Consider the following 20,601-nt stretch of genomic DNA (forward strand, 5'->3'; position numbering starts at 1 on the left):
AACATGACACTTTGGGATTTATTATTTACGAACCAAAAATCAGCCCCGCCTGAGTTTGGACTCTGGTACTTTTTCCTACCAGCTTCCTTGTTGGTGGTTGGCTACTTTTCTATCAAATATGCGCAGTCAAAAAGCTACCAACGCTTTTGGTACTGGGCACAATTGATTCAAGTCTTGACCATCAATGCTTGGTATATTCTCGCCCACATGCCTTTGACGGATAATTTGCCTTTTTATCATTGTCGCTTGGCCATGCTTGCAATACTCTTTGCTCCGAGAGGAACCTATATCAAGCAATATTTTGCCTTGTTGGGAGTTCTAGGATCCATTGCGGCCTTGGTTTATCCAGCCTTTGACCCCTTCCCATTCCCCCATATTACCGTGCTCAATCTGATTTTTAGTCACTGGGCCTTGTTTGCCAATAGTTTGATTTACCTGCAAGATTTTTATCAGTCGGAAAAACAAGACAGCTTACGAATTGTTAAGATCACTTTTGGAATGAATGCAGTCATCTTTTTGGTCAACCTCTTGACCAGAGGAGATTACGGCTTCTTAAAGCGTCCACCAATCATTGGAGACCACGGTGCTCTTTTGAACTACCTCTTGGTCAGCATCGTGATGGTGGCTGGTATTTGCTTGGTCAATCAACGCTATAAATACAAATACAAGATGGTAGAAGAGAATATAGTTTCGCGTTCAGAATAAAAAGAGCAGATAAGGGAAAGAAATCATGACACTTTGGGACTTATTTTTCACCAGTCAACCAACGGCCCCTCCTCAATTGGGGGTCTGGTATTTCTTATTGCCGACTTCATTGGTGGTAGTGGGAGTTCTGTCCATTCGATTTGCTCACTCTAAAGGCTACCAAAACTTTTGGTATTGGGGGCAGTTGATCCAGTTGCTGATTATCAACGCTTGGTATCTAGCTGCTCGCTTGCCTCTTTCAGAGAGTCTTCCCTTCTATCATAGCCGGATGGCCATGTGGATTATTCTCTTAGCTCCTAAGGGCAGCTTCAAGCAATGTTTTGCACTTGTGGGAGTCTTTGGCTCCATTATGGCCTTGGTTCATCCCGTTTTTTATCCCTACCCTTTTCCTCACGTATCCTCGATCAACAATGTCTTTGGTCACTGGGCTCTCCTGGCCAACTGCCTAATCTATCTGGTTCAATCCTACCAGGTGGAAGAAAGGGCTGTTTGGAAGATCTGTCAGATGACGTTTGGGGTCAATGCCATTATTCAGCTCGCGAATCTCGCAACAGGTGGAAACTACGGCTTTATGCGTCGTCCTCCTGTCATAGGTGACCATGGCCTTGTGCTCAACTATTTCATCGTGACAGTCCTAATGACGGGGACACTGATCCTCATCAATACTATCGTTCAGTACAGTAAGAAAAGAAGAATACCTGAATCTGTTTAAATAAGGAGTCTTTATGCATCATTTTTTCACTACAGAATCAACAGCACCACCAGCAATCTCAGCACTTTGGTATAGTGTGATGGTCTTGTTAATTGTGACAGCGATCATGATGTCACTTCGCTATTATCAGAATGAGCAATTTCGCAAATGCTTTCAATACTTACAAGGCTTCCAGTTAATTTGCTTGTATCTTTGGTATTTTGCCTACCACATTCCTTGGTCCAACAGTTTACCTTTTTATCATTGTCGCTTGGCCATGTTTGCGGTCTTGTTTTTGCCAGACAAATGGAAAAGCAAACAGTTCTTTGCCTTGATGGGAGTGAGTGGAGCTATCTTTGCTTTGGGCTATCCAGTCTTTGACCCCTACACTTTCCCTCATATTACGAGCTTTTCTTTCCTCCTCGGACATTACTGTCTCCTGATCAATTCCTTGATTTATCTCTTGAGATGGTATGATCGAAACCTCTTAAAAAATAGGCAGATTGTTCTCTATACCTTTGCCTTAGATTTATTCCTGGTTGGAGTCAATCAATTGACGGGAGGTAATTATGGTTTGATGGCCCGCCCTCCGATTATGAGAGGGGATAAAGTCTGGCTCAACTACCTGGTTGTATCTAGTATTTTAGCCCTTGCTTTATTACTCTTTAATCAGATCTTCAGTCGCAGAAGTGAGCGGGTGAAAGTGAGAAAATAACCAGTATAAAGGTTGGGGCATCTCTGTCTCAACCCTGTTTTATATCAAAGGAGAATATATGAAGCGTTTCTTGCTAATGATCTCCCTCGTTTGGAGTTTGTTTTGTACAATAACGACAGCACATGCGGATGAAGAAGTTCGCTATTCGATTGAATCCTATGTAGGACACCTCCAATTGCAGGAAGATAGCCAGGCAACATTTACACAAGAGATCACCTATCAGTTTCAGACAGGCTATCATGGTCAATATGTGACTCTAGGAAGCGCAGATCCTCTTCCAAAAGGGTTTAAGATTCATCGTAATCCTGAGGTGGAAGCCTATGTGGATGGGGAAAAACGAGAGATTCGTGTAGAGGAAACAGACCTGGAAGATGGCCGTCAATTAAAAATATACAATGCCCGTATCGTCGGTGGCACGGTCAAGATCAAAGTGAAATGGAAGATTGATCATCTCTTGACTTTCTACAAGGATATTGCAGAATTGAATTGGTTTCCTATTTCAGATGGAGATGAAAAAGTCGCGAAATTAGATTTTTATGTGGATGGCTTGGATGCCAAGCAGGGAAAACTGTATGCCCATACTGGTTACTTTAATCCACCAGCCCAAGTCGAACGGACTGAAACTGGTTATCATATTTGGGCAAAAGATTTTCCTAAAAATGGAAAGCTCGAACTGCATGGCTATTGGCCAATGACAGAGGCCCTGCGTCGAGACCAAGCAAATGAGATTAACAAGGGAAATGGAAAAGAGAAATTTCTCAAAAAAGAAAAATCCATTGAACAAAAAACATTCTTTTATCGGACCCTTCTACTCAAGGTTGTTCCAATTGTAGCGATTCTTTTATTTATCCTAGCTTTCATTCCATGGATCCGGTATTTTATCAGTACCAGAACTCGTCGAATTTCAAAAGGAGTACGATTATACGAACCACCACAGAATTTACCTCCTCTTGTCCCAGCTAAGGCACTATATCAACTTGATTTTGAACGGATGGTGATGTCTAGAGAGAAGGGGCAACTAAAATTTAATCATCTCATTCAGGCAACCATGTTAGATCTTATTGATCGAGGAAATCTTCGGTTGACTAGGGATGAAAATGGGGAAACCTTGACTTGTCTCCATTATGAAGGCTTGGCTGATTTTGAATTAAAGTTTATTGAAATGATTTTTGATCAAGAATCTGCAATTAATATCAGTGAGGTATTCTCAAAGTATAAAATTGATAAAGTAGCCCTAAAAAAAGACTTTCGAGCTGCTAAATCAGACACCCAACGAGACCGTATTCGAAAGATCGGAAATGAAGTTCAATCCCTTTTAAAAAAGGATGCCCAGCAATTGTCAAAAGGTGTCGATAAGGAGATTGCGAAATTAGGATTGCCCTCTTATTTTAGAGACTTATCTGAGAAAGAAGAAGCTTTTTCAAAAACAGGCTGTGCCTTACATTTTTGGCTCTTACTGATCTTATTTGTGAGCATGTGTTTCTTATCTTTTGGATTTGGTTCACACCTATCTTCCTTCTATTTTTGGTTCATTTTACTTTTGGTTTTGTTATTCATTCCATTTTATATTCTTGTGAAAATTCGCGAAGAACATCTCCAATCCTTAGAGAACTTGGATGCACAATTCCAATGGATGGCCTTTCGAAATATGATCGAAAGTATTCCAAATTTCAACCAAGCAGAACTTGAGAGTGTCATCCTATGGAATCGTATCCTAGTCTATGCAACTATGTATGGTCAAGCTAAAAAAGTGAGTCAGGTACTCAAAAATCATCAGATTTCCTTACCATATGAGAATTGGGATGCTGTTGTTTGGATAACGACCTCTTCAAATTCCTTCCTAGACGGCTCTACCTTGATGAGTTATGCAGATGATTCCTATAGCGTTTCAAGCTTCTCTACTAACTCCTCAGATGGCAGTGGCGGTTTTGACGGCGGTGGCTTTTCTGATGGTGGCGGTGGCGGAGGATTTGGAGCCTTCTAACAGTCATGATAAGAGGACTAGAATCGACGGATTTTGGTCTTTCTTTTTGCTCTCAAAGAAGAATCATCGTTGAAAAAAGTGCCTATTTTCGCTATAATAGGACAGATAGAGAAATTGAGGAGAAATCCGATGTAGAGATGAATTTGTAAATTTATCAGAAAATAAAAAGAGAAAGAATTAGGAATATGAACGTACAAGAAGAGATTAAAAAACGCCGTACCTTTGCCATTATCTCCCACCCGGATGCTGGTAAAACGACGATTACAGAGCAGTTGCTCTACTTTGGGGGAGAGATTCGGGAAGCCGGTACCGTAAAAGGGAAGAAAACAGGAAACTTTGCTAAATCTGACTGGATGGATATTGAGAAACAACGTGGGATTTCGGTAACCTCATCTGTTATGCAGTTCGACTATGATGGCAAACGGGTCAATATCCTTGATACGCCAGGGCACGAGGACTTCTCAGAAGATACTTATCGGACCTTGATGGCGGTGGATGCTGCCGTCATGGTGGTAGACTCTGCCAAAGGGATTGAGGCTCAAACCAAGAAATTGTTTGAGGTTGTGAAACACCGTGGCATTCCCGTCTTTACCTTTATGAATAAGCTAGACCGGGACGGTCGTGAGCCACTGGATCTCTTACAAGAATTGGAAGAAGTCTTAGGTATCGCCAGTTACCCAATGAACTGGCCGATCGGGATGGGGAAAGCCTTTGAGGGACTCTATGATCTTTATAACCAACGTTTGGAACTCTACAAAGGGGATGAACGTTTTGCGAGTCTAGAAGACGGAGACAAGCTCTTTGCCAACAACCCCTTCTATGAGCAAGTAAAAGATGATATCGAACTCTTGCAAGAAGCTGGAAATGAATTTTCAGAAGAAGCCATCCTTGCGGGTGAATTGACTCCCGTCTTCTTCGGCTCAGCCTTAACCAATTTTGGAGTACAGACTTTCTTGGAAACCTTCCTCAAGTTTGCCCCGGAGCCACACGGCCACAAGAAGACAGATGGAGAACTTGTCGATCCTTATGACAAGGATTTCTCAGGCTTTGTCTTTAAAATCCAAGCCAATATGGATCCTCGTCACCGCGACCGGATCGCCTTTGTGCGGATCGTATCTGGCGAATTTGAGCGTGGGATGAGCGTCAACCTGCCTCGTACTGGTAAGGGTGCTAAGTTATCTAACGTAACTCAATTTATGGCCGAAAGCCGTGAAAATGTCAGCAATGCTGTAGCAGGAGACATCATCGGGGTTTACGATACCGGTACTTATCAGGTTGGAGATACTTTGACAGTGGGCAAAAACAAGTTTGAATTTGAACCCCTGCCAACCTTTACGCCTGAAATCTTCATGAAAGTGTCAGCTAAGAACGTCATGAAGCAAAAATCCTTCCACAAAGGGATTGAGCAATTGGTGCAAGAAGGAGCTATTCAGCTCTATACCAATTACCAAACAGGTGAATACATGCTTGGTGCTGTTGGTCAACTTCAGTTTGAAGTCTTTAAGCACCGGATGGAAAATGAATACAATGCCGAAGTGGTCATGAGCCCAATGGGTAAAAAGACCGTTCGCTGGATCAAACCAGAAGACTTAGATGAGCGCATGTCTTCAAGCCGAAATATCTTGGCGAAGGACCGCTTTGACCAACCAGTCTTCCTCTTTGAAAATGACTTTGCCCTCCGCTGGTTTGCGGATAAGTATCCAGATGTTGAGCTGGAAGAAAAGATGGGATAAGGAACGATTCAAAACCGATCCATAACAATAGAATAAGAAAACGGATAAGATCCGTTTTCGCTTTTAAAGGAGAAATAATGGGATTATTAAGTGGTTTGATGGGCAATGCCTCTCAAAAGAATGTTGATAAAGTAGAAAGAGATCTGGAAGATATCTTGGTGCCGGGAGAGCAAGTCACACTTGCTTTTAGCTTGATTCGTGATTTAATCGTCTTTACAGAGTTTCGTTTGATCTTGGTGGATAAGCAAGGAGTAACAGGGAAGAAAACATCCTACAAATCCCTTCCTTATCGCTCCATCTCTCGATTTTCAGTAGAAACTTCCGGTCTTTTTGATTTGGATGCCGAATTAAAAATCTGGGTTTCTTCAGCAGTGGAACCTTCAGAAGTTTTACAATTCAAGAGTGACAACAGTGTCATCGAAATTCAGCAAGCATTAGCCAGTGCGGTCTTTAAATAAAATAATCATTTTGATAGAGAACAGTTGAGAAAGGAGACGGAATGTTTATCGATAAACAATTGGGTCAAGATCGGAAATGGATCAATATCGACTCGGATTTGATTGCTGAAAATTCATATCTTTATAAAAAATACGATATTGACAAAGAAACTATTGAGTACGCGATGGATAAGAACGAACGTGCCCATATGGATTACAATCGAGAAAACGGAACGATCACCTTTATCTACAATGTATTGGATTTAGAAAAGGACAAGGAATACTACGAAACCATCCCCATGACCTTTATCGTTCAAGATACGCGACTCGTGACCATCAGTAATCAGGACAATGCCTATATCATTGAACAAATGGTTCGCTATTTGGAAAGCCATGGGGAGCTGTCGATCTATAAGTTGCTTTTTGCAGGTCTTGAAATGATCAGTAATGCTTATTATCCGATTATTGATCGCTTAGATAAGCACAAAGATGAACTCAATCGTTTGCTTCGAAAGACAACGACGACCAAGAATCTTTATGCCCTGTCTGACCTTGAGACCGGTATGGTGTATCTGGTCGCGGCAGCCAAGCAAAATCGGATGTTGCTAGAACATATCAAAGCGCATGCCATTTATCGCAGGATGAATGATGTTGAAAAAGAGCAGTTTGATGATGCCATGATCGAAGCGCGTCAGTTGGTTCGATGACTGAGTTGATTTCGAATGTCTTACAGCAGTTGTCTGGATCATACAACAATATCCTAAACAACAACTTGAATGATAACTTGACAACCCTAACCATCTTTGAAGCCTTGTTGGCGGTCTTAGCCGTTATCACAGGTTTCTTTGGAATGAATATCCCTCTTCCGATGACAGAGGATCCCAATGCTTGGATCTATGTATCCCTATGTAGCTTTATATTATGGCTCATTTTGGCAAAGGTCATGCGGTGGATTGTGAAAAAAAGATAAAAAAAAGAGGCTTGGAGAAATCCGAGCCTCTTCGTATCTAGAATAATCTGAGAAATAGGAACCATCTAGACACCTGCCCTCCTCTCCAAAGAAGGGGCAGTGTGAATAGTTCATCGACTGTACAAAATCTTCTTGGAAATAGTAGGAGTAGATTTAATAGTACTGAGTGGTTCTAAATAAATCAGAACTTAGAATAAATCGTTGAATCAGATAAAATGATCCTATTTCTTTATACAGAAATATTTTAGATACTAACTGTATTATACATATTTATTTGTAAAAACGCAAGATAAGAGTTACCAAAAAATAAAAGTTTTCCGATTTTTTTATACTCCAATGATGAAGTATAGTAGATGGTCGCAAGAAGAAAAGCAGTCCTGGCTTTGCTTTGCGTCACTTTTATGATTTAGAGCTATCAAGGATGTTTTCCTAAAAAATAAAATTAGTCTCCTTTGACTATCATTTGTCTCTTCATTGTGTTATACTAGATAAGTTGCAAACTTGTATGAGAGAAATGGTGGGAGGCGGAGCAGATGGAAGGATTCTGTTCGAAAGAAGACTCCCGCAAGTAGGATCTTGTGGCCTATTTGTTTGAAAAACGATACTAGCCAACAACATCCGTTAGGACGCAAAACATTTTTCTCTAAAGAAATTGTAGTCTTAAACAGACGGACTAGTTTTTCTTTAGATGAGTCTTGCGACAGGTGACCGGGAAGGTGACTTCCTATGCAATCAGTGCGTTTTCGCATTGAAAGAAGTGTGATAAAGTGGCTTCGCACCACTTTTTAGAAAGAAGAAAGAATTGAAATTCAATGAATTTAACTTATCTGCTGCATTATTAGCAGAAATCGAAAAAGCTGGCTTTGTAGAAGCAAGCCCTATCCAAGAACAAACCATTCCTTTGGCCCTTGAAGGAAAAGATGTCATTGGTCAAGCGCAAACAGGGACCGGTAAAACAGCTGCTTTCGGTCTTCCAACTTTGGAGAAGATTGATGTCGATAACACAGTAATCCAAGCCCTTGTTATTGCCCCGACGCGTGAGTTGGCGGTTCAAAGTCAGGAAGAACTCTTCCGTTTTGGACGCAGCAAGGGTGTTAAAGTCCGCTCTGTCTATGGTGGATCAAGCATTGAAAAGCAAATCAAAGCCTTGAAGTCAGGTGCTCATATCGTTGTGGGAACCCCTGGACGATTGCTAGATTTGATCAAGCGCAAGGCCTTGAAACTCGATCATATTGAAACCTTGATCTTGGATGAAGCAGATGAAATGCTCAACATGGGCTTTTTGGAAGATATCGAAGCTATCATTAGCCGTGTGCCAGAAACACGTCAAACCTTGCTCTTTTCAGCAACGATGCCAGAAGCGATCAAACGCATTGGTGTTCAGTTTATGAAAGAGCCCGAACACGTTAAGATTGCGGCTAAAGAATTGACCACCGACTTGGTCGATCAATACTATATTCGTGTCAAAGAAGGCGAAAAGTTTGATACCATGACTCGATTGATGGATGTCGAGCAACCGGAGCTTGCCATTGTCTTTGGTCGGACTAAACGCCGGGTCGATGAATTGACGCGTGGCTTGAAGATCCGTGGTTTCCGAGCAGAAGGGATTCACGGAGATTTGGATCAAAACAAACGTCTTCGTGTACTTCGTGACTTTAAAAATGGGAACTTGGACGTTTTGGTGGCAACGGACGTTGCGGCACGTGGTTTGGACATTTCAGGTGTGACCCATGTCTACAACTACGATATTCCACAAGATCCAGAAAGCTATGTTCACCGGATCGGACGGACAGGTCGTGCTGGGAAAACAGGGCAATCCATTACCTTTGTTTCGCCAAATGAAATGGGCTATTTGCAAATCATTGAGAACTTGACCAAAAAGCGGATGAAGGGAATGAAACCTGCAACAGCAGAAGAAGCCTTCCAAGCGAAAAAACAAGTAGCGCTGAAGAAAATTGAGCGAGACTTTGAGGATGAAAAAATCCGAACTAACTTTGAGAAGTTTGGTAAGGATGCTCGCAAATTGGCTGCAGAATTTACTCCTGAAGAATTGGCTATGTATATTTTGAGCTTGACCGTTCAAGATCCAGACAGCCTTCCAGAAGTTGAAATTGCGCGTGAAAAACCATTGCCATTTAAACCATCCGGTGGTGGCTTTGGTGGAAAAGGCAAAAGTGGCCGTGGAAATGGCCGTCGTGGAGACCAACGTCGTGACCGCAATCGCAGAGATGACCGTGAAGGTGGACGCCGTGATTTCAAACGCAAGTCCAATAAAAATAGCCGAGACTTTGAAGGCAAAGGCAACAAACGTCCTCATCGTACTTCCAATGAAAAGAAAAATGGATTTGTTATCCGCAACAAAGGGGATAAATAAGCCCTAAGAACGGTCTAGCAATAGGCCGTTTTTTTAATGAAAATCAAAAATACAAGGGTTAACCAGCTGTTAACCCTTGTATATTTATAAGGAGACCTAAATGATAACTGACTCTTTTAGAAAAAATGTATCATGATAAGGAGCATCCAAAAAAGTCAGACAACAGAAAGAATGAATTCCTAAAACGGAATATTTCTGTTAACATATTAAGTCTACAATTATTTCCAAGCCTTGTCAAGGATTTTTTCTTATTTTTTTAAAATTTTTGACTAGAAAAATAAAAATTGACAATCTCTTCTAAAAGGTTATAATGAATATAATAACCATACTAATTATAAAGAGGTGTCGCCCATGGTGATTGCATTAAAAAATGATGATCTAGAAGTACAATTTAAGACATTTGGAGGGGAATTGAGCTCCATTCGAAGTAAAGAAGGCATAGAATATCTCTGGCAAGGGGATCCAGAGTATTGGTCAGGACAAGCGCCCGTTCTGTTTCCGATATGCGGGAGCGTCCGTAATGGCCAAGTGCAGTATCATCTAAAAGATGGCGTGAAGACAGGCCAGCTTCCAAGACACGGTCTTATTCGGAAGAGAGAGTTTGAACTCAAAGAACAAACAGACCATTGTCTTGTCTTTGAAATTACCTCTAACGACGAAAGCTTGCAAAATTATCCCTACCATTTTCGAGTGGAAATAGCTTATGAATTGAAAGGGAAAGAGATCACCATCACCTATCGCGTGCAAAATCTAGAGTCAGATCAAGTCATGTCTTATTTCATTGGAGGGCATCCAGCCTTTCGTTGTCCCCTTTTAGCGGATGAAGACTATGAAGACTACGAGTTGATTTTTGAAAAAGAAGAAAACTGTAGCGTTCCTCTCTTGTTCACAGAAACCGGCTTGGTTGATCGCCTGCAGCGGACACCATTTTTAGACCATAGTCGTAGCCTACCTTTGCGCCATGAACTGTTTGAAAAAGATGCTATTATTTTAGATCAATTAGCTTCTAAATCTGTGCAGCTCCTCTCGAAAAAATCCGGTAAAGGTTTGAAATTTGACTTTGCAGATTTTGAGAATCTCGTCCTTTGGTCTACCAATAACAAGGGTCCTTTCATTGCCTTGGAGCCTTGGACGGGTATTTCCACATCTGCAGAAGAGGGCGATTTCTTCGAAGATAAAAAAGGTGTGATCCAGTTGGCTCCCCAAGAGACACGGAGTCACCAGTACCGTATCACCATTTTGTAAATGAAAAACCGTTGGACTATGGAGTCCGACGGTTCTTTTTGATATAGTTTAGCTTTGCTTGGCGCGATTTCTTTTTAAAGAGAGCCTCGGCAGACATCGCAGAGGGTTTATCAGGATAGGATTCTTGGTAAAGAAGTTTAACGGGGAGGCGAGCCCGTGTGTATTTGGCGCCTTTTCCAGCATTGTGAGTCTTTAGGCGTTTTTCGACATCCGTGGTGTAGCCAGTGTAGAGGGAGCCATCCGCACACTCTAGGACATACATGTAAGCCTTAGTTTCCATAGTAGATCTCATGAATCTCGTCTGTATAGCTGCCATCTTCATTGTGGATAAAGAGGGGAGGCAGAATTTTTAAACCATCCAGTGAGCCATCCTTGATCGCCTCAATCAATAACATATTCGCCTCTTTGGTCACTTTGGGATAGACAAACTGGATCCGCTTGGGTGCAAGATTGTATCGTTTCATAGTTTCGATGATATCTAAAAAGCGATCTGGACGATGGACCATCGCTAAGCGACCATTTGATTTGAGAACCCGCTGAGCCACATGGCAAATCTCATCTAAATTGGTGGTAATCTCATGCCGAGCTAAGAGGTAGTGTTCACTCTCATTGAGATTGGAATGCTCATCCACCTTGAAATAAGGAGGATTGCAGAGGATGATATCCACCTTACTCCCCTTGATATGTTGAGGCAAATGCTTGAGGTCATCAGTGATCATAGACATTTGCTGGTTCAAGCCATTGAGGGCAATGGAGCGGGTAGCCATATCCGCCAAACGTTCCTGAATCTCAACACCAATGATCTGGGCCTCTGTCCGAGTGCTTGCAAAGAGTCCCACAGCCCCATTTCCAGCGCAGAGATCTACGATCAAGCCCCGCTTGGGCAATTTTGGAAAGCGTGAGAGGAGGACGCTATCCACGGAGTAACTAAAGACTTCCCGATTTTGTATGATTTTCACATCACTTGAAAAGAGTTGATTGACGCGCTCACCGTCTTTTAATTCGATATCTGTCATGGCTCTATTATAGCATGAAAAGAAGCTTGGGAAAAGATGATAATTTTCAATATATTAAAATGATATATTTTTATAAAAACGCTTTCTTTTCTTGTTTAAATATGTTACTATATATTAAAAAAATGGGAGGTTTTGTAAATGAACAAAACGAAAAAATGGTTTGGCTTGGGGGTAACATTGCTTTCAGCAAGTATACTAGTAGCCTGTGGAAATTCTAGTAGTAAGTCTGATGATACTTCAAAAGAAGCTAAAACAGAGAAAAAGGCATCTACGGAGAAGAGTAGTGAAAAGAAATCAACCTATGCTATTGGTGATAAGATTGTTTTTGATAAACAAGCTGAGTACACTATTACAAATGTTGAATGGACTGATGAACGGAATGATTTTGATAAAACAAATCCCGATAAAGTATTAAAAGTGACCTATAATGTGAAAAATCTATCAGATAGTGATCTAGCAGTTGGGGTTGACATTGATCTATTTGTTGGTGGAAATAAAATGGAGACTTATCCTAATACAAATACAATGGGGTCAATTTCACCGGGTCGATCAATGGAAGGTGCTGTACAACATTTTGGTGTAAAAGGGGATGGCAAATTAGAACTGGAAATAAAACCATTTGCTGCATTTAATGAAAAACCTGCGATTGTTGCTTTTGATGCACCGTAAAAAAAGTTGAGAGTAAAACTCTCAACTTTTTTTAATCAAATTCATATTTTTGGAGAATCGTTGTGAGGATAAAGACTCCTGTAAAGACGGCCATCAATGCTAGATAAACCGGGAAAGTAGTGGCTGTAAGGAGGGAAATTTCGATCAAGTTTTTCAACACGACCGCAGATGCGTAGAATCCTACAACAGAGAAGAAGATGAGGAGGGCCCGCCAGATATTTAGTGGCAGGCAAGCACGGATAACGGATAGGAAACCGATGGATCCAAGTAAGTAGTAGGATACAGTAGACATATCGGCTGCAGACCAACCATGGCTTGCTCCCCAAAGGCGAATAAACAAGACACTAAAGACGACCATCAAGGCGCTTGGTAAGGCTAACAGAAGGGAACGTCTTAAGAAGTGTTTTTCAACCGGTTTGATATTGCGTTCAAAGGTCAACACAAATGGTGGGAATCCTTCGACGAATTGGTCAATTAAGGTGATTTGAATAGGGATGAATGGAAAAATCAGCAAATAATTGACGTTGAAGAAAAGGGCACTGGCGATACAGATAATAGCCAAGAGGAAGGAATAGATCGTTTTGATGAAGAAAATCGGAGCGATTCGTCCAATGTTATTGACCACACGACGGCCTTCAAAAAGAATTTCTGGAACATCATTAAAGTCAGAGTTCAAAAGAACAATATTTGCAATTTGACGGGTTGCAGGATCTCCTTCAGCCATTACGATGGAGCAGTCTGCTTCACGAAGAGCGAGGATATCATTGACCCCGTCTCCAGTCATAGCTGTCGTTCGACCAGCTGCTTTCAAGGTTTGGATGAGCAGTTTTTTCTGGTGAGGAGACACGCGCCCAAAGATAGCTGTTTCTTCTGCTTGATCCACTAATTGATCATCAGAAATTTTTGAACAATCGACGTAGTTCTCATAGTTTTTGAAGCCCGCTTGTTGAGCAATATAAGAGACTGTTACAGGGTTGTCACCAGAGATGATCTTAAGATCCACGCCTTCAGAGCGCAAATACTCAAGAGTATCTGAAGCCCCTTCACGAATGGGGTCTGTAATCTCAATAACCGCAATCCCTTCAAGATTTTCAGGCAATTTCAATTCCTGCATGCTGATCAGTTCTGAACTGTGGGCCAAGACGAGCACGCGCGATCCACGAGCTTGTGCTTCGACGACAGCAGCGGGATTTTCTTTAAGGAGCATTTCAGGAGCACCGAGAAAGACGGTTCCAAGGTTGGATAGGTGCATGGCTCCCCATTTCCGATCACTTGAGAAAGGAATAATGTTTTCCGCAGTATAAGCATGCTCCAACTCCCCATAAGCCTTGCGAATAGCTTGAGCAGTAGGATTGGTGTCCTCGCTATATTGCATGTAAGCAGAGAGGATGACCTGGATCGTCTGTTCCGAAAAATGATCAGATAAGCTATGGAGAGCTTCGACTGTCATCTTCCCTTGAGTGATGGTGCCGGTCTTATCAAGACACAAGGTATCCACACGGGCCAGGGTTTCTACTGAGTACATTTCTTGGACAAGAACCTTGCGCATGCCGAGTTTAATAACCGCTGTCAAGAGAGACGTAACCGTCAGTAGGGCAATTCCTTTTGGCAACATTCCCAGGAGAGCTGTGGAAGAATTCACGACAGCATCCTTGATTGGCAGCATCTTGATCAACAATGCTTCAAAGAAGAGGGCAAGGCCAAATGGGATGATAATTTTACCAGTGAAGCTTGAAATTTTCGCTAAGTTATAAAGAATACGCGAATTGATCGGCTTCAAGGTTTTTGCTTCCATCATCAGTTTGTTGGCATAGTTGTTTGCTCCAACTCGCTTGACACGGGCATAGACTTGACCACTGGCAATATAACTACCAGAAAGCAGTTCATCACCAACTTCTTTTAAGACCAGATCACTCTCACCAGTCAGCATAGCCTCATTGGCTTCTGCAATACCAGACATGACTTCGGCATCACTAGGGATCTGCTCACCCGAAGATAAGAGCATTAAATCACCTAGAACAAGCTTTTCTGGTGGAATCGCATCTTTTTCCCCGTCACGAATGACAGTCACTAGCTCACGACTCATGAGGTTGAGCTTATCAATCATCCGCTTGGCGCGCATCTCGGTCATGATCCCTGTAATGGCATTGAAGCAAATGACTGCAAAAAAGATCATATTGCTCCAGGCCTGTACAGCAGCCAAGGCCACAGCAATCACAAAGTTTAAGGTATTAAACAAGGTGAAGACGTTGCGCTTGATGATTTGCCAGGTGCTGGTACTGGTATTCGTTGTAAAATCATTGGTTTGTCCGCGATCCATTTTCTTGCGAACTTCACTGAGGGATAACCCCTTTAATTCATTCGTTTCCATAGACAATATGATATCATTTTTTTGCGAAAAAGACTATCTAGAATCGGTCCGCTGAGACATTTTTTATCTAAAAAAAGTTTGCGGTCAAAATCAGGATACGGTATAATGAGAAAGAAGGTTCAATATGATTAACTATCATGTTGAGAGACGAATGAAATGGATTTGAGGAACAACTATGTTTTACACCTACTTACGAGGCCTTGTTGCCTTTATTCTTTGGGTTTTAAATGGGAATGCCCATTACCATCATAAGGACAATATTCCAGATCGGGAAGAGAACTACATATTGGTATCGCCTCACCGGACCTGGTGGGATCCAGTCTATATGGCCTTTGCGACCAAGCCAAAGCAGTTTATCTTTATGGCGAAAAAAGAACTCTTCACCAATCGTATTTTTGGCTGGTGGATTCGTATGTGTGGGGCTTTTCCGATCGACCGTGAAAATCCGGCAGCAGAAGCCATTAAGTATCCTGTCAATATGCTGAAAAAGAGCAACCGTTCTTTGATTATGTTTCCAAGTGGAAGCCGTCATTCTCAAGATGTCAAAGGCGGTGTTGCCATCATTGCCAAAATGGCGAAGGTTCGTATCATGCCAGTGACATATACTGGTCCAAGAGACTTGAAAGGGTTGGCAACGGGTGAACGCATTGATATGAACTTTGGACATCCAATTGATATTTCGGATATTAAAAAGATGAATGACGAAGGAGTGGCAGAAGTTGCCCGCCGTATCCAAGAGGAGTTTGATCGCTTGGATGCGGAAGCACAAGCGATCAACACCCCAACAAAACCGTTTATCTTGATTCGTTTGTTAAAAATTCTTTTGCTTCCCCTTGTCTTAGTCGTGGGCATCTTGACCTTGCTCTTTAGTTACCTGGCCAGCTTTGTATGGGATCCGGACAAACATCGGAAAAACAAGTAAAAAAACTGAGAGTTTCTCTCAGTTTTTTTTTATTTTTACGAATAATAAAAGTGAGAGGAGGTTTCTTATGGAGGATATCATCGAAAAAATCAAAGAATATAAGCTCTTTTTAGCTCTTACTGCTATTGGACTCTTACTTGGAGGGTATTTTCTTTTTCATCGACCTCAGTCAAGTGCATCCACCATACCGGATCTTTATCAGTCTTCTAGTTCAACTTCGAGCAAAGAAAAGGTGCAGACCACTAGTTCCAAAGAAGAAAAGACGACGACTTCAGTGTCTGATGCACCCGAGATCATTACGGTCGATGTCAAAGGAGCCGTCAAACAACCAGGGGTCTATGAGTTGCGCTCCAATAGCAGAGTCCACGATGCCATTTATAAGGCAGGCGGGATGACAGCAGATGCCAATAGACAATCGGTCAACTTGGCGCAAAAACTCACCGATGAAGCGGTGATCTATGTTGCTAAAGAAGGAGAGGATGTTCCAGTACTTGGAAGTTCAGAAAGTCCTGCAACTTCGTCAGCGCCAGCAGAAAAAACAGGCAAGGTCCATTTAAATCGAGCGACCGAGTCAGATCTCCAGACAGTATCAGGCATTGGCCAGAAACGTGCCCAGGACATTATCGCCTATCGCGAAGCAAATGGTCCTTTTCGATCAGTGGATGATCTGAAGAATGTTTCAGGAATCGGAGAGAAAACACTGGAGAAACTAAGAGATGCTTTCACGGTGGATTAAAGACCTTCCTTTTTCGCTTGTCCATCTCGCCTTTGTGCTCCTATGGCTGTATTTTAGTATCTATCAACCATCTTGGCTTTCGATCAGCGGTCTAGTAGTAGTGGGAGTTTTAGCGGTTCATCACTATAAAGGGGAGCGCTCAAGTTTGCTAGGGCTTGCTTTAGCAACCCTTTGTTTTGCGGCCTTCTTTGTCTTTCAGCGACTACAGGATCATCCAGTACAAGCAGAAAGTCAGCTGCCACCCCACTTACGCCTGATTCCAGATAGCATCAAGATCAATGGGGACGCCCTGTCTTTTCGTGCTAAAAATCAGGGTAGGACCTACCAAGTCTTTTATACTTTAAAATCAGAAAAAGAAAAACAACAGTGGCAAAGTCAAACTCATTTGTTGGAGTTGACGTATAAAGGTGCTATAGAAGAGCCAGAAGGGCAGCGAAATTTTAGAGGATTTGACTACCGGTCTTATTTGCAAACACAGGGGATTCACTATCAAATAAAAATTGAGGCGATCCAATCCGCGCTTCCTATACAGACTTGGAATGTTTTCGATAGCCTATCTCAATGGAGGCGCCAAGCCATTGTTTGGAGTAAAGAGCACTTTCCGCAGCCAATGAACCAGTATATGACCGGCCTTCTTTTTGGCTATTTAGATACGGATTTTGAAGAGATGGACCAGCTTTACACGAGTTTAGGAATCATCCATTTATTCGCCTTATCTGGGATGCAGGTCGGCTTTTTCATCAATGGGATCCGGAAAGCTCTCTTACGTCTAGGAATCTTGCAAGAAACAGTCGATATCTGGATGGTTCCAATCTCTTTGGTCTATGCTGGGTTGACCGGTTTTTCAGTTTCAGTGGTTCGCAGTCTCTTGCAGAAGATCCTCTCTCAAAAGGGGATCCGAGGGATGGAGAATATGGCGATGACCTTGATGCTCTTAATGCTACTTGTGCCCAAGTTTCTCCTGACAGCCGGAGGAGTTTTGAGTTGTGCCTACGCCTTTATTTTGACCTTGGTAGATACCAGTTCTTATTCAGGACTTAAAAAGCTACTAGTGGAAAGTTTCTGGATTAGCCTGGGGATTTTGCCCCTTTTGACCTATTACTTTAGCGTCTTTCAACCCTGGTCACTCCCTTTAACCTTCCTCTTTTCTTTCTTATTTGACCTTGTCCTTCTTCCAGGTTTAACGGTGCTATTTATCTTATCGATTCTAAAGCCCCTTACAATTTTTAACAGTTTCTTTCTTCTCATAGAGGAGTGTATTCGTTGGATTTCAAAGCTTACGTCTTTACCTCTGGTATTTGGTCAGCCGACGGGACCAGCTCTGATTGCTCTATTCCTTCTTTTAGGGATCTTGTATGATCTTCGAAAGAAAAAGAACTTTCGTTTTCTGTTAATCGGTATGATTCTACTCATCTTTTGTTGGACCAAGCACCCTTTAGAAAATGAGATTACCATGGTGGATATCGGTCAAGGAGATAGTATCTTTTTACGCGATTGGAAAGGAAGAACCATATTGATTGATGTCGGAGGACGCGTCACTTTTAAAAGTGGAGAAAAGTGGCAAGAGCGCAGTCAGTCTGCCAATGCGGATCAAACCCTGATTCCTTATCTCAAGAGTCGAGGTGTTGGAAAACTCGATGCGCTGGTCTTGACTCATACAGACCAGGATCATATGGGCGATATGGTGGAGGTTGCCAAACAAATCCCGGTTAAAAAAGTGTATGTCAGTCCAGGCAGTCTCACCAATTCTCAATTTCGAGAGAAATTGAAACTGCTTCATAGTCCGATTAAAGTAGTCCAGAGAGGGGATCAACTTCCTATTTTTGATGATCATCTAGAAGTCTTATCCCCTGATGAAGTGGGGGATGGTAAAAATGATGATTCGATTGTCCTTTATGGACAGTTCTTTCAGAAACGATTTTTGTTCACGGGTGATTTGGAAGAAGCTGGAGAGAAAAAACTATTGAAAAACGATCCACAATTACAAGTAGATGTCTTGAAAGTAGGCCACCACGGTTCTAAAGGTTCCTCTAGTGATGTGTTTTTAGATCAGTTACATCCTCAGTTGGCCTTGATCTCTGTTGGAAAGAAAAATCGCTACCAACATCCCCATAAAGAATTGCTCGATCGTCTAGAGGAACGTTCTATTTCTTATCTTCGTACCGATGAAAGGGGAGCAATTCGCTTGATTGGGTGGGACCATTGGAGGGTAGAAACGGTCCGCTAGAGACGAGGAGAGGTTTGCTTTCTATGCTGAAAATTGCTATTATAGAAAGTGAAATCAATGTAAAGGTAGAATCGTATGAACGCATTTAAGCAATTTTGGATACAGTATGCAGATTTTTCAAGTAAGACCAGTCGGGCGCATTTTTGGCTAGCTTTTTTCTGGAATTCCCTGATTTCTTTGCCTCTTTGGGTTTTTTACATCGTGACCTCTTTATCCCATCAAAATGCTCAAGAAACGCTCAATTTTTCAACTGTTCATTCTAAGACAGGTTTATGGGCGCTCGCTTTCTTAGCATTCTTTTACTTCCTCATTTTAGTACCCAGTCAAGCCATTTGTGTACGTCGCTTGCGGGATGCGGGAATCCATTGGTCTTGGATCTTTTTGAACCTTGGTCCGGTTCTGCTCTATTTGTTGACGGGACTAGATATTTTCCTATTTCTCTGGGTGATTACAGTTATTTCTCTCTTGATTCTCATGATGCTTCCAGGGAAAAACACCTTCCCACAACCAGTAGAGACTCCTATGGGAGTGGCTTCTGAACCACAGGTCACAGCGCCAGGTGGGAGCTTTGGCGGCAACTCGTTTGAGCAAATCCCTAATTTTGTAGCAGCACCTGATTTATCTGATGAAAAACCACCATTGGAACAAAGAATGGCTGCTGAACACGAAATCCACTAGACTGATAGAGATAAGAGAGTTTCATGCAAGCAATTACCGACACTAGACATCTGACGGTTCAAACTCTGCCTCCTATTCTTGTCTTGACGGGTGAGGATGTAGGTCAATTTGAATGGTTAAAAAAAGACATTTTTAAAAAAATAGGCTATGATCCCTCAGATTTGAATTATTCTTATTTTGATATGAAGGAAGCCTCCTATGCTGAGGTCGAGCTGGATTTGGTCAGTCTTCCTTTTTTTGCAGATGAAAAAATCGTGATTTTGGACCACTTATTGGATCTAACCACTGCCAAAAAACGCAATTTAACAGATGAAGATCTGAAGCAATTTGAAAACTATCTGGAAAATCCTTCTGAATCGACCCGTTTGGTGATATTTGCAGAAGGAAAATTAGATAGTAAGCGTCGCTTGGTCAAACTTCTAAAACGGGATGCCCAGATCATTGAAGCAACAACACCTAAAGAGCAAGATTTAAAGCGTTATTTTTCTAGTCAGGCCCAAGAATTGGGCTTACACTTTGTGGGCGATTCCTTGGACCAGCTACTCTTAAAATCTGGCTATGATTTTGGAGAGTTACAGAAGAATCTCGCTCTATTGCAGGCTTATAAAGAAGATGGTCAGATTACCCTCCAAGATATCGAGGAGGTTGTTCCAAAGTCCTTGCAAGATAATATTTTTGATCTGACACAGATGATTCTCAAACGCCAAATCGATCAAGCCCGGAATTTGGTTAAGGATCTCCGCTTACAAGGAGAAGATGAAATAAAATTAATCGCTATTTTGTTGGGTCAATTCCGAATGTTTTCTCAAGTTAAAATTTTCTCAGAAGAAGGCCAAACTGAAAGCCAAATTGTAGCGAACTTGTCGGACTTGTCAGGACGCAAGGTCAATCCATATCAGGTGAAGTTTGCCTTGCGGGATAGCCGCAAGCTTTCCCTGTCCTTTTTGAAGCAGGCCATGATGACCTTCATCGAGACGGATTATGCAATTAAAAGTGGAACGTATGATAAAGACTACTTATTTGATGTGGCACTTTTAAAAGTGGCAAATAGCGTCTAAACATGAAAGAAATTGCAAGCAGATTAGTTGAATAATTTAGCTGTTTACGTTATTATCAAATCAGTAATAA

General features: G+C 41.9%; 17 protein-coding genes and 1 pseudogene. 15 read left to right on the forward strand and 3 right to left on the reverse strand.

What is annotated here, in order from left to right; all coding sequences use genetic code 11:
* The first annotated feature begins 3 nt into the window (after nt 1–3).
* From K1I56_RS04065 to K1I56_RS04105, 9 genes and pseudogenes are all read left to right on the forward strand, one after another.
* Nucleotides 4–705: a YwaF family protein gene (locus tag K1I56_RS04065; protein WP_155199418.1), complete on the forward strand. Its 702-nt coding sequence runs from the start codon at nt 4–6 to the stop codon at nt 703–705.
* Nucleotides 706–730: 25 nt separating this feature from the next.
* Nucleotides 731–1,417, forward strand: coding sequence for a YwaF family protein (locus tag K1I56_RS04070; RefSeq protein WP_223325338.1), 687 nt, complete (start codon nt 731–733; stop codon nt 1,415–1,417).
* Between the two features lie 13 nt (nt 1,418–1,430).
* A complete protein-coding gene (locus K1I56_RS04075; RefSeq protein ID WP_223325339.1) occupies nt 1,431–2,111 on the forward strand; it encodes a YwaF family protein in 681 nt (226 codons plus the stop codon).
* A gap of 58 nt (nt 2,112–2,169) precedes the next feature.
* Nucleotides 2,170–4,095, forward strand: coding sequence for a DUF2207 domain-containing protein (locus K1I56_RS04080; RefSeq protein WP_223325340.1), 1,926 nt, complete (start codon nt 2,170–2,172; stop codon nt 4,093–4,095).
* A 185-nt stretch (nt 4,096–4,280) separates the two neighbouring features.
* Complete coding sequence (locus tag K1I56_RS04085) at nt 4,281–5,828, forward strand: peptide chain release factor 3 (RefSeq protein ID WP_023917622.1); 1,548 nt, start codon at nt 4,281–4,283, stop codon at nt 5,826–5,828.
* Nucleotides 5,829–5,905: 77 nt separating this feature from the next.
* A complete protein-coding gene (locus tag K1I56_RS04090) occupies nt 5,906–6,286 on the forward strand; it encodes a PH domain-containing protein (RefSeq protein WP_223325341.1) in 381 nt (126 codons plus the stop codon).
* A 41-nt stretch (nt 6,287–6,327) separates the two neighbouring features.
* A pseudogene (locus K1I56_RS04095) lies at nt 6,328–7,235 on the forward strand (magnesium transporter CorA family protein).
* 802 nt (nt 7,236–8,037) lie between these two features.
* Nucleotides 8,038–9,609, forward strand: a complete 1,572-nt coding sequence (cshA, locus tag K1I56_RS04100; protein ID WP_223325342.1) for a degradosome RNA helicase CshA — start codon at nt 8,038–8,040, stop codon at nt 9,607–9,609.
* A gap of 351 nt (nt 9,610–9,960) precedes the next feature.
* A complete protein-coding gene (locus tag K1I56_RS04105) occupies nt 9,961–10,854 on the forward strand; it encodes an aldose 1-epimerase family protein (RefSeq protein WP_223325343.1) in 894 nt (297 codons plus the stop codon).
* Nucleotides 10,855–10,870: 16 nt separating this feature from the next.
* Here the strand turns inward: K1I56_RS04105 and K1I56_RS04110 are convergent, their stop codons facing one another.
* Nucleotides 10,871–11,134 carry a GIY-YIG nuclease family protein gene (locus K1I56_RS04110; protein WP_004219743.1) on the reverse strand — a complete coding sequence of 88 codons (264 nt, stop codon included), beginning with the start codon at nt 11,132–11,134 and terminating at the stop codon, nt 10,871–10,873.
* Nucleotides 11,124–11,870 carry a tRNA1(Val) (adenine(37)-N6)-methyltransferase gene (locus K1I56_RS04115; protein WP_021152863.1) on the reverse strand — a complete coding sequence of 249 codons (747 nt, stop codon included), beginning with the start codon at nt 11,868–11,870 and terminating at the stop codon, nt 11,124–11,126. Before K1I56_RS04115 ends, K1I56_RS04110 begins: the two co-directional genes overlap by 11 nt.
* 138 nt (nt 11,871–12,008) lie before the next feature.
* Here K1I56_RS04115 and K1I56_RS04120 point away from each other — a divergent pair, with 138 nt between their 5' ends.
* Nucleotides 12,009–12,539, forward strand: a complete 531-nt coding sequence (locus K1I56_RS04120; protein ID WP_021152864.1) for a DUF4352 domain-containing protein — start codon at nt 12,009–12,011, stop codon at nt 12,537–12,539.
* A 31-nt stretch (nt 12,540–12,570) separates the two neighbouring features.
* On the opposite strand, the gene K1I56_RS04125 is transcribed toward K1I56_RS04120, so the two are convergent.
* Nucleotides 12,571–14,910 (reverse strand): cation-translocating P-type ATPase, encoded by a 2,340-nt coding sequence (locus K1I56_RS04125; protein ID WP_223325344.1) that lies wholly within the window; start codon nt 14,908–14,910, stop codon nt 12,571–12,573.
* 175 nt (nt 14,911–15,085) lie between these two features.
* On the opposite strand from K1I56_RS04125, the gene K1I56_RS04130 reads away from it, so the two are divergent.
* From K1I56_RS04130 to holA, 5 genes are all read left to right on the forward strand, one after another.
* The gene (locus K1I56_RS04130) at nt 15,086–15,832 is read left to right on the forward strand and encodes a lysophospholipid acyltransferase family protein (RefSeq protein WP_223325345.1); all 747 of its coding nucleotides are present in this window, start codon (nt 15,086–15,088) and stop codon (nt 15,830–15,832) included.
* 67 nt (nt 15,833–15,899) lie between these two features.
* Entirely contained in the window at nt 15,900–16,568 is a 669-nt protein-coding gene (locus K1I56_RS04135; RefSeq protein ID WP_223325346.1) for a helix-hairpin-helix domain-containing protein, read from the forward strand.
* The gene (locus K1I56_RS04140) at nt 16,549–18,795 is read left to right on the forward strand and encodes a DNA internalization-related competence protein ComEC/Rec2 (RefSeq protein ID WP_223325347.1); all 2,247 of its coding nucleotides are present in this window, start codon (nt 16,549–16,551) and stop codon (nt 18,793–18,795) included. The genes K1I56_RS04135 and K1I56_RS04140 overlap by 20 nt, the downstream gene beginning before the upstream one ends.
* A 75-nt stretch (nt 18,796–18,870) precedes the next feature.
* Nucleotides 18,871–19,473, forward strand: a complete 603-nt coding sequence (locus tag K1I56_RS04145) for a DUF805 domain-containing protein (RefSeq protein WP_223325348.1) — start codon at nt 18,871–18,873, stop codon at nt 19,471–19,473.
* Between the two features lie 23 nt (nt 19,474–19,496).
* A complete protein-coding gene (gene holA, locus K1I56_RS04150) occupies nt 19,497–20,531 on the forward strand; it encodes a DNA polymerase III subunit delta (RefSeq protein WP_223325349.1) in 1,035 nt (344 codons plus the stop codon).
* Nucleotides 20,532–20,601 lie beyond the last annotated feature (70 nt).

Origin of the sequence: Streptococcus parasanguinis (genome assembly GCF_019929185.1) — a bacterium.
GTDB classification, from domain to species: Bacteria; Bacillota; Bacilli; order Lactobacillales; family Streptococcaceae; genus Streptococcus; species Streptococcus parasanguinis_O.

Coding starts and splice junctions, on each gene's coding strand:
- K1I56_RS04115 (WP_021152863.1), bottom strand. CDS start 11,870: ATGACAGATATCGAATTAAAAGACGGTGAGCGCGTCAATCAACTCTTT.
- K1I56_RS04135 (WP_223325346.1), top strand. CDS start 15,900: ATGGAGGATATCATCGAAAAAATCAAAGAATATAAGCTCTTTTTAGCT.
- K1I56_RS04130 (WP_223325345.1), top strand. CDS start 15,086: ATGTTTTACACCTACTTACGAGGCCTTGTTGCCTTTATTCTTTGGGTT.
- K1I56_RS04140 (WP_223325347.1), top strand. CDS start 16,549: ATGCTTTCACGGTGGATTAAAGACCTTCCTTTTTCGCTTGTCCATCTC.
- K1I56_RS04080 (WP_223325340.1), top strand. CDS start 2,170: ATGAAGCGTTTCTTGCTAATGATCTCCCTCGTTTGGAGTTTGTTTTGT.
- K1I56_RS04145 (WP_223325348.1), top strand. CDS start 18,871: ATGAACGCATTTAAGCAATTTTGGATACAGTATGCAGATTTTTCAAGT.
- K1I56_RS04065 (WP_155199418.1), top strand. CDS start 4: ATGACACTTTGGGATTTATTATTTACGAACCAAAAATCAGCCCCGCCT.
- K1I56_RS04120 (WP_021152864.1), top strand. CDS start 12,009: ATGAACAAAACGAAAAAATGGTTTGGCTTGGGGGTAACATTGCTTTCA.
- K1I56_RS04075 (WP_223325339.1), top strand. CDS start 1,431: ATGCATCATTTTTTCACTACAGAATCAACAGCACCACCAGCAATCTCA.
- K1I56_RS04110 (WP_004219743.1), bottom strand. CDS start 11,134: ATGGAAACTAAGGCTTACATGTATGTCCTAGAGTGTGCGGATGGCTCC.
- K1I56_RS04085 (WP_023917622.1), top strand. CDS start 4,281: ATGAACGTACAAGAAGAGATTAAAAAACGCCGTACCTTTGCCATTATC.
- holA (WP_223325349.1), top strand. CDS start 19,497: ATGCAAGCAATTACCGACACTAGACATCTGACGGTTCAAACTCTGCCT.
- K1I56_RS04090 (WP_223325341.1), top strand. CDS start 5,906: ATGGGATTATTAAGTGGTTTGATGGGCAATGCCTCTCAAAAGAATGTT.
- K1I56_RS04125 (WP_223325344.1), bottom strand. CDS start 14,910: ATGGAAACGAATGAATTAAAGGGGTTATCCCTCAGTGAAGTTCGCAAG.
- K1I56_RS04105 (WP_223325343.1), top strand. CDS start 9,961: ATGGTGATTGCATTAAAAAATGATGATCTAGAAGTACAATTTAAGACA.
- K1I56_RS04070 (WP_223325338.1), top strand. CDS start 731: ATGACACTTTGGGACTTATTTTTCACCAGTCAACCAACGGCCCCTCCT.